12 protein-coding genes are annotated in these 13273 nt (G+C 51.9%); 7 read left to right on the forward strand and 5 right to left on the reverse strand.

Translation table 11 applies throughout. The features are described 5' to 3' along the window. Window positions 1–3: 3 nt before the first annotated feature. Window positions 4–1146, forward strand: coding sequence for an efflux RND transporter periplasmic adaptor subunit (locus ACYVJM_RS19655; RefSeq protein WP_461149927.1), 1143 nt, complete (start codon window positions 4–6; stop codon window positions 1144–1146). Between the two features lie 54 nt (window positions 1147–1200). Here the strand turns inward: ACYVJM_RS19655 and ACYVJM_RS19660 are convergent, their stop codons facing one another. Further along, entirely contained in the window at window positions 1201–2373 is a 1173-nt protein-coding gene (locus ACYVJM_RS19660) for an exo-beta-N-acetylmuramidase NamZ family protein (RefSeq protein ID WP_461149928.1), read from the reverse strand. Between the two features lie 84 nt (window positions 2374–2457). Here ACYVJM_RS19660 and ACYVJM_RS19665 point away from each other — a divergent pair, with 84 nt between their 5' ends. Beyond that, on the forward strand, window positions 2458–2943 hold the full coding sequence (locus tag ACYVJM_RS19665) for an ankyrin repeat domain-containing protein (RefSeq protein WP_461149929.1): 486 nt from the start codon (window positions 2458–2460) through the stop codon (window positions 2941–2943). An 86-nt stretch (window positions 2944–3029) separates the two neighbouring features. Here the strand turns inward: ACYVJM_RS19665 and ACYVJM_RS19670 are convergent, their stop codons facing one another. Beyond that, on the reverse strand, window positions 3030–3746 hold the full coding sequence (locus ACYVJM_RS19670) for an SDR family oxidoreductase (RefSeq protein ID WP_461149930.1): 717 nt from the start codon (window positions 3744–3746) through the stop codon (window positions 3030–3032). A 216-nt stretch (window positions 3747–3962) separates the two neighbouring features. On the opposite strand from ACYVJM_RS19670, the gene ACYVJM_RS19675 reads away from it, so the two are divergent. Next, window positions 3963–5351 (forward strand): glycoside hydrolase family 88/105 protein, encoded by a 1389-nt coding sequence (locus ACYVJM_RS19675; RefSeq protein ID WP_461149931.1) that lies wholly within the window; start codon window positions 3963–3965, stop codon window positions 5349–5351. Window positions 5352–5508: 157 nt separating this feature from the next. Here the strand turns inward: ACYVJM_RS19675 and ACYVJM_RS19680 are convergent, their stop codons facing one another. Beyond that, window positions 5509–5946, reverse strand: a complete 438-nt coding sequence (locus ACYVJM_RS19680; RefSeq protein ID WP_461149932.1) for a nuclear transport factor 2 family protein — start codon at window positions 5944–5946, stop codon at window positions 5509–5511. Window positions 5947–6087: 141 nt separating this feature from the next. Further along, window positions 6088–7800 carry a GMC oxidoreductase gene (locus ACYVJM_RS19685; protein WP_461149933.1) on the reverse strand — a complete coding sequence of 571 codons (1713 nt, stop codon included), beginning with the start codon at window positions 7798–7800 and terminating at the stop codon, window positions 6088–6090. Between the two features lie 133 nt (window positions 7801–7933). On the opposite strand from ACYVJM_RS19685, the gene ACYVJM_RS19690 reads away from it, so the two are divergent. From ACYVJM_RS19690 to ACYVJM_RS19705, 4 genes are all read left to right on the forward strand, one after another. Then, window positions 7934–8788, forward strand: coding sequence for an SDR family oxidoreductase (locus ACYVJM_RS19690; RefSeq protein ID WP_461149934.1), 855 nt, complete (start codon window positions 7934–7936; stop codon window positions 8786–8788). Between the two features lie 126 nt (window positions 8789–8914). Then, a complete protein-coding gene (locus ACYVJM_RS19695; protein ID WP_461149935.1) occupies window positions 8915–9778 on the forward strand; it encodes an SDR family oxidoreductase in 864 nt (287 codons plus the stop codon). Between the two features lie 65 nt (window positions 9779–9843). Beyond that, complete coding sequence (locus tag ACYVJM_RS19700) at window positions 9844–11208, forward strand: cytochrome P450 (RefSeq protein WP_461149936.1); 1365 nt, start codon at window positions 9844–9846, stop codon at window positions 11206–11208. Between the two features lie 204 nt (window positions 11209–11412). Next, a complete protein-coding gene (locus ACYVJM_RS19705; RefSeq protein WP_461149937.1) occupies window positions 11413–11790 on the forward strand; it encodes an HPF/RaiA family ribosome-associated protein in 378 nt (125 codons plus the stop codon). Window positions 11791–11888: 98 nt separating this feature from the next. Here the strand turns inward: ACYVJM_RS19705 and metK are convergent, their stop codons facing one another. After that, the gene (metK, locus tag ACYVJM_RS19710; RefSeq protein ID WP_461149938.1) at window positions 11889–13166 is read right to left on the reverse strand and encodes a methionine adenosyltransferase; all 1278 of its coding nucleotides are present in this window, start codon (window positions 13164–13166) and stop codon (window positions 11889–11891) included. Window positions 13167–13273 lie beyond the last annotated feature (107 nt).

The following is a 13273-nucleotide window of genomic DNA, read 5'->3' on the forward strand; positions in this document are numbered from 1 at the left end:
TATATGAAACTGCTCATAACACTAATTGGAATAACCTCCCTTGCCGTTGGGTTTACGGCCTGCACATCGGCCAGCAGCGATAATAAACCGGCCGAGACCAGCGAACCGGCTATTCAACAGGTTGAAGTAACGTCGGTACAGGCTTTGCAGCCCAGCAACCGCGTTACCCTGCCGGGCGAGCTGAAACCCTGGAATCGGGTGAGCATGTATGCCAAAGTAAAAGGATTTGTGCGCGATGTGTCTGTAGACCGGGGCACCGTAGTGCATAAAGGGCAGGTACTCGCCCGACTCGACGCGCCCGAAGTCATATCGGAACTCAGCCAGGCGCAGGCGCAGGTTCAGGCGCAGGAAGCCACGCTGGTCGAACAGACAACACGGGCGCGGGCCAGCAAACTGACCTACTCCCGGCTGGTCCAAACAGCAAAAATGGAGGGAGCCGTGTCGGCCAATGAACTCGATCAGGCACTGGCAAGAATGCAGGCCGACAGTGCTATGGTGGCCGTAGCGCGGGGTACGGTTCAGGCGGCACGCTCCAACTACCAGGCCAAAACGGAGCTTCGGCAGTACCTCACCATTACGGCTCCTTTCGACGGCATGGTCATAGAACGGAACATCAGCCCTGGTGCGTTGGTTGGCGCAGGTGATAGCGGCAAGCCGCTGTTCGTGCTGGAAGACAGCCGGACGTTACGACTGACCGTTGCCATTCCGGAGACGTTTGCCAATCAACTTCAGAAGAAAAGCACCGTTTCATTCTCGGTCAACGCCATGCCTGACCGCCGGTTCAACGCAAAATTGGCCCGTTCGGCAGAGAGCCTGGTTGAAACGAACCGGGCCATGATGGCCGAATTTGATGTCGTTAATGCATCCCACGAACTCAAATCAGGTATGTATGCCGAAGTAATGATGCCGGTGGAGCGGTCGGGCAAAACGCTGTTTGTGCCAACTACATCGGTGGTTAGTTCGAGCGAAAAGATGTTTGTGATCAAGGTAAACGACAGCCGGGCGCAATGGGTATCGGTTCAGAAAGGTAATGTCGTAGACAGTCTGGTTGAAGTCTTTGGCGATTTACAGGCCGGGACTTCCATCGTTAAGAAGGCTTCGGAAGAAATTCGGGATGGACAGGCAATCAAAGCCGTACAAAAGTAGTAGTATTAGTTTTTGGCGTGGTGTCGCTTCTCAGAAGCGACACCACGCCAAAAACTAATACAATAAATACGATTTCATCAGCTCCTTCCACGTCTCGCACCTCAACAACATGTGAAGGGATTTTACAAACGCTGGCAGCGGGAGATCGAATAATCCCTCAGCGTTTGGCATACCCAGCAGCTTATCCAGATGCCGACTTCCGGTCGGGTTGACATGCGTGGGATAAGGTGCCCAGCGAAACTGGTCGGGATACTGATCGCGTACGAGCCTGATAATGAGCAAGCCTGTTAACACCGGCCGAAAGCGGCTTTTGTCGACCACATGTACCATAACACCCTGACATAACAACCCGGTATAGTTACCACTTTGGGGTGTAAACGTGATGGCTCTTGCCACCGTCCCTGGCACGTCTTGCCCATTGAAAAGGGCCACCAGTTGGTGGGCATCCAGCCAGGGCGCACCCGTTATCCGAAAGGGTGTGGCGGTCCCACGTCCTTCGCTCAGGTTGGTAGCCTCCAGCAAGCCCAGCCCCGGGTAAAGCAGGGCCGCTTCGGCACTCACCATCGCCGGAGATGTCGGTATAAATGAAGGCTGCCAGTCCGCAACAAATTGATGGCGTTGCCACCCTTCAGCCCTGACGACGGTGAGGGCCAGCGCTGGCAGGCGCTCCTGCTGCCAAAACCGGGCCAGTTCACCCATTGTACAGGAATGCCGCAGGGGTATGGACCAGCGCCCGATAAAGGACGCACATTTGCCCTCATCCAGCATTGGCCCTTCTGCCAAATCCATACGGCCGGAGAGCGGATTCGGCCGGTCGAGCAGGATCAACTTTTTTTGATGAAGCGCACAGGCTTCCATTACGTGCGTGAGCGTCCACAGATAGGTATAGAATCGACAACCGATATCGGGCAAATCCACCAGAACGGTATCAACATCGGCCAGATCTTCCTCTGATGGCTGAAGTTTATCACCGTACAGACTAATAACAGGTAAGCCGGTCAACCCATCCATGCCATCGCGCATGGGTCTGCCGTCCTCGCCGACAGCTTCCAGGCCATGTTCAGGCGAAAGCAATTTAATAAGGGGGAAGCCAGCCTGGTACAAAGCCTGCCGGGATGGCGTATACGAAGCCGTTGTAGCTGCCTGGTTGGTGAGAAATGCCAGCCGATGGTGTCGATAAACAGCTACCTGTTCCAAGAAAACATCTATGCCGAATCGGACTGTCATAAAAGCGTTTTTAAAACAAACGATCCATTGTACCTTGTTTACCTATCAGCAATCCATTTCAGACGCTTTCAATAAACCCCGTTTATGTCTTTTTCGTCAGCCCAACCCGAAGACCTGCTTATTGATGCCGCCCGCCGGGGCGATGTCGCCCTGATCAATCAATTACTCGAAACCGGCCTGAATGTCAATTACCAGAACGGCAAAGGATTTACGCCGTTGATTATAGCCGCTTACGACGGCCAGCTGGAAGCTACGAAAGTCCTGCTGGCAGCCAAAGCTGACGTAAACGCCCAGGATATGAGTGGCAATACGGCCCTGATGGGTGTTTGTTTTAAAGGTTACCCCGAAGTGGCCAAACTCCTGATCGAACACGGAGCCGACTTAAATATACAGAACGGCAATGGCGGTACGGCCCTGATGTTCGCTACGTTGTTTGGCCGGAATCAGTTGGTAAAACTAGTTCTGGAACAGGGTGCCGATACCACGATTCGGGACGTTCGCGGCCTGACAGCTCTGGACCTTGCGGTTCAGCAGGGCAACGAGGAAGCCTGGCAATTATTGAGAAGTTAGTGAATCGGGATGATTGGTGAAGTCGTTACTTACTTCACCAATCATCCCGATTCACTAACTTCACCAGGTAACCAATCAACCAATACCTACTTTCCTCCCGGCCGGGTTGGGCGTACTTCAATTTTGCTTGGAAGCGTACGGGCGGGCATATGAATCAGGTCGGACACAATCTGGCCAATGTCTTCGGGCTGTATCTTCCAGGCGTCCTTTTCGTTTGGCTCGTGATCATTGAAATACGTGGCCACGGAGCCGGGCATAATGGTAGTTACTTTGATGCCTTCGCTACGCAGGTCAAGCATGATGGCCTGCGAAAACCCTACCAGACCAAACTTGCTGGCGTTGTAGGCCGCTCCCTTCTCGAAGAAATTAGTCCCCGCCAGACTGGCTATGGAAATAAAATACCCTTCTGTTTTTTTGAGGGCATCGAGGGTGGCTTTAGCCGTGTAAAATACTCCGGTCAGGTTGATGTCGATGGTTTCTTGCCACTGCTCCGGGGTCAGTTCCTGAATGGGCGCAAAATGGCCGACACCCGCATTGGCAATTACATAATCGAGTTGGCCCCACTGCTCCAGAACCGTGTCGACCGCCTTTTGCTGCGAGGCCAGGTCGCGCACGTCGGCGGCAATACCGAGTGCAAAGCCGGGCTTTATTTCATTCAGTTTAGCCGCTGCCAATTCAGCGGCTACCGATGAACGGCTGGTGATGGCTACTTTAATACCTTCGTTGATAAGCACTTCGGCAATACCGTAACCGATGCCTTTCGAGCCGCCGGTAATCAGGGCGGTTTTACTGTTTTCTGCCATAACTAAAACGACAATTGAATAAGTTGACGAGATATGTCGTGTCTTGGAAAACCCGGTTATCGGCTTGAAAGTTTACGGCTCTCTATACCTTATTTAATGGGTTACAGGAGTGTACATGATAGAAACCCGACAAAGTTTCATAATCTTTGACCCCTGTTTTCGTATCACCCAACCGCCAGGAGTACACAGTAAGAACGCCTGATTTAACCAATCATCATGTCTATTTACCCATCCAAAACTGGTCTTTCAAACCGCACATGGGGTTTGGTAGTCGCCAGTCTGCTCACCGGCAGTACACTTTATGCCCAACCTGGTGCGCCCAAAGCCAACGATTCGACGACCCCTCTGCACTTGTTACAGCCCGATTATCCGGTTCCCTACGGACAGCCCAAACCGGAAGATGTCAAGAAAGTCATTGATCGAATTTATACGTATCTGGATGCCAACACCCCAACACAACTCATTGACAAAGAAACAAAAAAGGACATAACACCCGGCGGCTCCTTCAATCCCAACGCCATCTTTAAACCCGGCGATTTTCGGCTGATCAGTTATGAATGGGGTGTCACCTATGCGGGTATGCTGCTGGCCAGCGAAGCTACCGGCGACGCCCGCTATGTCGACTATACCAACAAACGGCTGGAATTCATCGCCCAGCAGGTGCCCTATTTTCGTGCACAGGTAACGGCCGACCCCACCGCCAACACACCCATGCGGGCAGTACTGGCTCCCCATGCCCTCGACGATGCCGGTGCCATGTGTGCCGCTATGATCAAGGCTAGTCGCGCCGGGGGTGTAAAGGCCAATCTCCGACCTATGATCGACAATTACATCAACTATATTCAGACCAAAGAGTATCGTTTGGCCGATGGTACGCTGGCCCGGAACCGTCCTCAGCCTAACACGCTTTGGCTCGATGATCTGTTTATGAGCGTACCAGCCCTGGCGCAAATGGGTAAACTCACCGGCGATAAGAAGTATTTTGACGAAGCCGTGAAACAGGTTACGCAGTTTTCGAAACGGATGTTCAACCAGCAGAAAGGTTTATACATGCACGGCTGGGTTGAGGGCATGAGCGTGCACCCGGAGTTTCACTGGGCACGGGCCAATGGCTGGGGTATCCTGACCGCCGTTGAACTGCTGGACGCCCTGCCCGCCAATCACCCTGGCCGCCCGGCCATGCTGGACTTGCTGAAAGCTCATGCCAAAGGACTGGCGGCTCAGCAATCGGGTTCGGGGTTCTGGCACCAGTTGCTCGACCGCCACGATTCGTATCTGGAAACATCGGCAACGGCGATCTACGTCTATGCCTTTGCCCACGCCATCAACCAGGGCTGGCTCGACCCGCTGGCGTATGCTCCGGCTACCCTGCTCGGCTGGAATGCGCTATCAACAAAGGTGACGGATAATGGCCAGGTTGAAGGAGTATGTGTAGGGACGGGGATGGGTTTTGATCCGGCCTTTTATTACCATCGGCCCATTAACCCTTACGCGGCTCATGGCTATGGCCCCGCTTTACTGGCTAGTGCCGAAGTGCTGAAGTTGCTAAAAAACAAGACATTTGAGATCAATGACAGCTCGTTACAACTAACACTGAAAAAATAGACCGCCGTCTACTTACCTTCCAGTTACCGTACAGGTGAGTTCAGGAGAGTTATACAAACTGAATTGTTTCTCTTTACTGACTAGTTATCATAGGTTTTATATCAAATAAGCCCGCCAGACTTCTGGCGGGCTTATTTATGTCATGGCACTTCAGCTACTAAATCTTAACAGCCTGACGGGCCAGTAGTTTCCAGTTCCCTTTTTGTTTGATCCACACAAGAAGCACCGATAATTTGGCCGTACCCGGCTTGCCGTCATTGGCGGTTTCAGCCATGAGTTTGTGCCGAACAAAAGCCGTGTTATCCACCACGGTGATCGTTTGCTCCGTTAGGTCAATGGTTTTGAAATCCGATGAGCCGTTCATCAGCGCTTCGACAAAGGCTTTTTTATCTTCCAGCTTCCCGTTTGAATGCCCGTAGCTCAGTTCATCCGATGCCAGCGCTTCTAACTTCGCTTTATCGGGGTCGATCATGAGTGCCCGTAGTTGATCAACAGACTGCGTTACAGCAGCCTGGTCTTTACTTTGTGCTTTCCCGTCGAAGGTAAGCAGGCTGCATAAGGTTACGAGCGCAAACAGAATGGGTTTCGTGTACATTGTCGTTAAGGATTACTTTTAAATCGTGTTGTCTGGATTTTGGCGGTATACCCGCCTGACATCAAAAGCTCAATTCAGATTTTTTTACCGTAAATAAGGCCTTAACGGATCAACGCACTCCCGCCCGATCCGTCTCATTTTTTACAGATTGCCCTTTTTCATCTCGCTCACGGCAAAATTAGCCGCCCGTGCAGTAAGGGCCATGAAGGTAATCGACGGATTTTGCGAACCGGTAGACGTCATGGCCGCGCCATCGGTAACAAACACATTCTTCACACTATGCAGCTGACTATGGCTATTGAGCAGCGAGGTCTTTGGATCGCGGCCCATACGCACCCCACCCATCTCGTGAATGTCAAGGCCCGGATTTCGGTGATCGTCGTAAGGATTGATATGCTTACAACCCGATTTTTCCAACATCTCGGCACCCTGCTCCAGAAAGTCCTTCATTACTTTCACGTCATTGTCGGTGTAGTCGATAGCCGTTATCAGTTGCGGAATACCCCATGGGTCTTTCTGGTCGCGGCTGAGCCGCACGTGGTTTTCATAACGCGGAACAGTTTCGGCCTGCATCATCATGAACACATGCCAGGCACCGGGATCGCTTAGTTTGTCTTTGAAGTCGGCCCCAAAGCCTTCCTGACCCGCGCCCCGGCTCCAGCCGCCACGAGCCGCACTGAAGGCCACCATGTAACCGCGCTGAAAATCCGTTTCCTGCTTCCGAACGTTCCGAAAATTGGGCATAAAGGCCGTCGTCGGGCGACGACCATAGTAATAGCCGTCTTCGAACCCTTCATAATCGGCCACAATATTGCCCCGGTAGTTATGGAAAGCGACGTAACGGCCAAGTACACCGCTGTCGTTACCCAGCCCGGTTGGAAAACGCCGGGAGGTTGAATTCAGCAAGACCAGATTTGTGTTGAGACAAGCCGCATTGACGAAAATAATGCGGGCATAATACTCCGTCATCTGTTTGGTGTGCGTGTCAATAACCCGCACGCCGGTCGCCTTCCCTTTGGCTTCGTCATAGATAATGGAATGCACGACCGAATCCGGCCGGAGTGTCAGTTTTCCCGTTTTGGCTGCCCATGGAATGGTGGACGAGTTGCTGCTGAAATACCCACCATACGGACAACCCCGGTAGCACAGGTGCCGCGCCTGGCACTGCGCCCGCCCCTGGTCATAGTGAATCTGTTTGGGTTCCGTTAGGTGAGCGCACCGGCCAATGATCACGTGTCGGTCTTTATAGCTCTCGGCCACTCGTTTCTGAATGTGCTTCTCTACGCAATTCAGCTCCCAGGGCTTTAGAAATTCGCCATCAGGCAGGGTTTCCAGCCCGTCTTTATTGCCGCTGATGCCCACAAATTTCTCTACGTGGCTGTACCAGGGGGCAATATCTTCGTAGCGAATGGGCCAGTCCACGGCGGCTCCGTCGCGGGCATTGGCTTCAAAATCGAACTTGCTCCACCGCTGCGTCTGCCGCGCCCAGATCAGCGATTTCCCACCCACCTGATAGCCCCGAATCCAGTCGAATGGCTTCTCCTGAACATACGGATGCTCAGCATCTTTGACAAAAAACTGCTCGGTACCTTCATCCAGTGCGTAGCATTTGGTGGCAACGGGATTTTCTTTATCGAAAGCCTCAGGCATGCGGTTGCGATGCTTGAACTCCCAAGGGTTAAGCGTGGCGGTTGGGTAATCGACAATATGCTTGACATCACGTCCCCGTTCGAGCACAAGCGTCTTTAACCCTTTTTCGCAGAGTTCCTTTGCCGCCCAGCCCCCGCTGATCCCCGAGCCGATGACAATGGCGTCGTAGGTGTTTGCTTTCGTGGCGTCGCCGTTGATATTCATGGTGATATGGTTTTTGGAGGTACTATATTACAAATTCGTCCAGGCGTATCAAAATCTACCATTTTAATAGATTTGTCAAAACAACCACCGTTGCTTTGGACTTATTCAAGTAAGTACAACCAACAGCAACGTTATGAACATAGACATTCCGCCACAACATCAGGACATTCAGCCGGGCATTGAAGCCGAACTGACTCCGCAGCCGGAATTTATCCGCAAATCCTACAAAGGGGCTAATAAATTAAAAGATAAAGTAGCCCTGATTACGGGTGGCGACTCGGGCATCGGGCGGGCGGTGGCCGTTCACTTTGCCCGCGAGGGAGCCGATGTAGCCATTTCCTACACGGAACGCGAAGAGCAGGACGCCCAAAAGACTAAATCACTCGTGGAAACCGAAGGCCGGAAGTGCCTACTGCTTCCAGGCGATATCCGGCAGGAAGCTCATTGCCAGCAACTGGTTAGCGACACACTCAACGAGTTTGGCAAGCTGAACATTCTGGTCAACAATGCGGCCCTTCAGCTTCAGCACAAAGAACTTGAAGACATTCGTGACGAAGACCTGCTGGCAACCTACGAAACCAACATCTACTCGTTCTTCCGGATTACAAAAGCCGCCGAACCTCATCTGCAAAAAGGGGACTGTGTGATCAACACGACCTCCATTACTGCTTATCAGGGCCGCGCTGACCTACTCGAATATTCATCGACAAAGGGGGCGATCATGACTTTTACCCGCGCCCTGTCGAGCAACCTCATCACGAAAGGCATACGAGTCAATGCCGTGGCTCCCGGCCCCATCTGGACACCGCTCAATCCAGCCTCGGTCAGTGCCGAAGAAGTGGCGGAATTTGGTAAGGATGTGCCCATGAAACGTCCCGGTCAGCCGAGCGAAGTGGCCCCGGCTTACGTATTTCTGGCATCGGAAGATGCATCCTACATCACCGGACAGGTATTACACCCCAATGGCGGCACGATTGTGAATGCCTGACCGAATGTTTCTTTCTGGCGCGGGTATTTACCCGTGCCAGAAAGAAACAGGCAGTGGTGTTAGTCCTAACGCCTGTTACGCTTACGCCACACCTTTAACTTACTGGACTAATTAACTCAACCCGTTATGACACAAATGGAAATTGAAACCAAAGCCCAGCATCAGGATGAACAGCCGGGCCTGGAATATAAAATGGACCCGCAACCGATCTACATTCGGGATAATTATCAGGGGGCAGATAAACTGCGGGGCAAAATTGCCGTAATCACCGGTGGCGACTCAGGCATTGGCCGGGCGGTAGCGATTCACTTTGCCCGCGAAGGGGCCGATCTGGCTCTGTTTTACCATCCCCGAGAAGAGCAGGATGCGCAAAAGACTAAATCACTCGTGGAAGCGGAAGGGCAGCAATGTCTGCTTATTCCGGGCGATCTAAAGCAACTCCCCTTTATTCAGGAGGCCGTCGATAAAGTCATCGACACCTACGGCCGGGTCAATATCCTGGTGAATAACGCGGCCAATCATGTAGAGCAGAAAGAGTTTACAGGCATTTCGGACCAGCAGATGCGCGAAACCTTCGAGCTGAATATTCTGGCTATGTTCCGGCTAACAAAAGCGTTTCTGCCGCACATGGCCGCTCAGGATTGTATCATCAATACCACGTCGGTTGTTTCGTACCGGGGCAGCCAGGCGCTGATCGATTACGCGTCTACCAAGGGAGCTGTAACGGCCTTTACGCGGTCGTTGTCGCAAAACCTGGTTGAGAAGAACATCCGGGTCAATGCCGTAGCACCGGGTCCTATCTGGACTCCGCTCATTGTAGCCACCAAAACTTTGGAAGAGGTGGAAAACTTTGGCAAAGAGGTGCCTATGGAACGTCCGGGACAACCCGCCGAACTGGCACCAGCCTACGTGTTTCTGGCATCGGAAGATGCGTCATATTTCACCGGTCAGGTTATCCACGTCAACGGGGGCGAGGTCGTGAATTCGTAGTGATTTTTAGTCCTCCGCCGTATCTTTATAGCCGTTCCGACCTGATGTTCGGAACGGCTTTTTTCATGGAAACAACTGCTGCTCCCACCCGCCCGGTTCCCCTTCATCCCGGCTTACCGTTTCTGGGTAATACCCTTGCCTTCGTTCGCGATCCATTGACTATTTTGCAAACGCTGCAACGAAAACAGGAACGGATTGTCCATCTGCGCATTGGTGGCCGGAATCAATACCTGGTGTTCCAGCCCGAAGACAGCAAGCACATTTTGCAGGAAAATAACCGCAATTATGGCCGTTCGCCCGCCTTTGACGTCCTCAAAATCTTCTTGGGAAATGGTCTGTTAACCAGCGACGGCGATTTCTGGCGCCGGCAGCGAAGGCTGGCTCAACCGGCGTTTCATCGTCAAAAACTGGCAGCTCTGGCGGAAACCATGATCGACGAAACAGCCAACTGGCTCGATACCCTGCAATCAGCCGAGCCAAAAGAACCCGTTAATGTGTCGCAGGCGTTTATGGATGTCACGATGCGCATCGTTTGCAAAACGTTGTTTGGTTCTGATACCAACGGCAAACTCGATGGCCTTTCCCATGCGCTCGACTCGCTCAATTACCTGGCTAACAGCCGGATGTTATCGCCTATCCGTTTTCCGATGAGTTGGCCAACACCCCAAAATCAACGCTCTAAACGCGCCCAGCGGCAGGTAGATACATTCATTTATGGTCTGATCGACCAGCGTCGGCAACAGCACGAAGACAAAGACGATTTACTGGGTATGCTGCTTAGTGCCGAAGATGAGGAAACGGGAGAACGCATGTCTAATCAGCAACTGCGCGACGAGTGCGTAACGATATTCTCCGCAGGGCATGAAACAACGGCCGTGTCGATGGCGTGGACAACTTACCTGCTCACCAAACACCCCGACGTACTTGCCCGGCTGCAGGCCGAAAGCCACGCGGTGCTGGGCAATGACCGAATCCCCTCAGCCGATGCATTTCGTCGGTTGACCTACACCTTACAGGTTGTTCAGGAATCGTTGCGGCTCTACCCACCGGCCTGGATCATGAGCCGCCGGGCGCGGGAAGACGACCACATAGGCCCGTACACCATTCCTGCGGGCGACACAGCATTGGTTTGCCCGTATCTACTCCACCGCGATCCGGACAACTGGCCCGAGCCGGAACGTTTCGACCCGGATCGATTTGCGCCGGGAGGACCGAAAGAAAAACTCCACTCCTACGCGTACCTACCCTTTGGCGGAGGGCCGCGTCTGTGTATCGGTAATCAGTTCGCGCTGATGGAAATGCAGATTTTGCTGGCTCTGTTTGTCAGGTGTTTCAATTTTCAGGGAGTATCCGGTCAGCTTGTTGTTCCAAAACCACTTATTACGTTACGGCCCAATCAGCCGATACGCGTGGTTTTGTCAAATCGATGAATTATACTTTTTCAAGAACTTTTGCATTCAACAGTTTCACATCATGCTGTAAACGTGTGCTGTTACAGAGTATTAACTTTTAGTAACATAAATACCCGTGAAACAGGGTTGCATCTTTCGTAGTTGCTATTGACTTTGTGGTCACTATACCCAAACTTAGATAGTCCATTGATGTTCTGATCAATTCACCTTAAAAGCGACACAATGAGACTACAAATGCATGCCGTTAAGTTCACGGCCGACCAAAGCCTGTTAGATTTCATCCAGGCAAAACTCGACAAATTAGACACGTTCCATGACCGTATCATCGGTGGAGAAGTGTTTCTTCGATTGGAAGGTGCGGATTCCAACAAGGTCAAAGAGAAAATAGTTGAAGTGAGGCTGATGCTTCCCGGCAAAGAACTCTTTGTCAAAGAACATGATAAGAGTTTCGAGAGCGCGACAGACCGCGTGATGGACGTTCTTAAAGATAAACTTGTCCGGTTTAAACAAAAACGAAATGACATTTCCAGCCCGGCCATCGCAGAAGCAAAGTCGCGGGTAGATGAAGAAGATGAGGTCTACGAGGCCGATGAGTTATAAACTAACTTAACACGTTAAAAATACAGAACGCCACTCCGGACTGGAGTGGCGTTCTGTTTATAGCGAAACGCGGGTTACTACTCACATTATAGTACGGCTTATAAACCGAAAGCGGTTTTCACCTGATCGACAAAATCCAGTTTCTCCCAGGTGAACAGCTCCACTTCAACCTCTTTCGTCTGTCCGTTCGAACCAAACGTTTTCTTTACGATCTCGTTCTTGCGGCCCATATGTCCGTAAGCGGCTGTTTCGGAATAAATAGGATTCCGCAGCTTCAGCCGCTGCTCAATAGCATAGGGACGCATATCGAAGAGCTGACCAACTTTTTCGGCAATGGCACCATCATGCATATCTACTTTTGCGGTGCCGTAGGTGTTCACGTACAATCCACAGGGCTTGGCAACGCCAATGGCATAGGAAACCTGTACCAGCACCTGGTCGCAAAGACCGGCAGCTACCAGGTTTTTGGCAATGTGTCGGGTGGCATACGCTGCCGACCGGTCTACTTTCGAAGGATCTTTACCCGAGAAAGCACCCCCACCGTGAGCCCCTTTACCACCGTAAGTATCCACGATGATCTTCCGGCCCGTCAGACCAGTATCGCCGTGTGGTCCACCAATAACGAACTTACCGGTTGGGTTGATGTAATACGTAATATTATCGGTGAACAGGCCATGCAGTTCGGCCTTCTGAGCCGCCTTTACCCGGGGAATGACAATGTTGATGATATCATCCTTGATCTTCTTGAGCATCGTATCGTCGTCGGCAAAGTCATCGTGCTGGGTTGATACGACAATGGTATCGATCCGGATAGGCTGATCGTCGTCGGAATACTCAATCGTCACCTGCGACTTGGCGTCGGGCCGCAGATACGGCATCAACTCCAGTTCGTTGTTTCGGATGTTCGACATCTCCCGCAGAATGGCATGTGCCAGATCGAGCGGCAGGGGCATGTAATTGTCCGTTTCGTTGGTGGCATAGCCAAACATCATACCCTGGTCGCCAGCGCCCTGCGCATTGGCCAGCGTTTCGAAATCGGCACTTTCCACCTTACGGTCAACGCCCTGGTTAATATCAGCCGATTGATCATGTAAGGCCGAGAAAATACCGCACGAGTTGGCCTCGAACATGTATTCGCTTTTGGTATAGCCAATTTTACGGATTACATCGCGGGTAATTTTCTGTACGTCCAGATAAGTATCCGTTTTTATTTCGCCAGCCAGTACAACCTGACCTGTTGTAACAAGCGTTTCGCAGGCTACCTTACTGGCCGGGTCGAATGCCAGGAAGTTATCAATCAGTGCATCGGAGATTTGGTCGGCGACTTTATCAGGGTGTCCCTCAGAAACAGATTCAGACGTGAAGAGATAAGGCATTTCTCTATTTTATGACTTGGTTAGAAACTGCAAAGCTACGAGTTTCTAAATAGGGGGCAAGCAAAGGCTATGTTATGGGCGTACTCTTGTTCAGAATAGGACGTAAA

Source organism: Spirosoma pulveris, assembly GCF_054781875.1.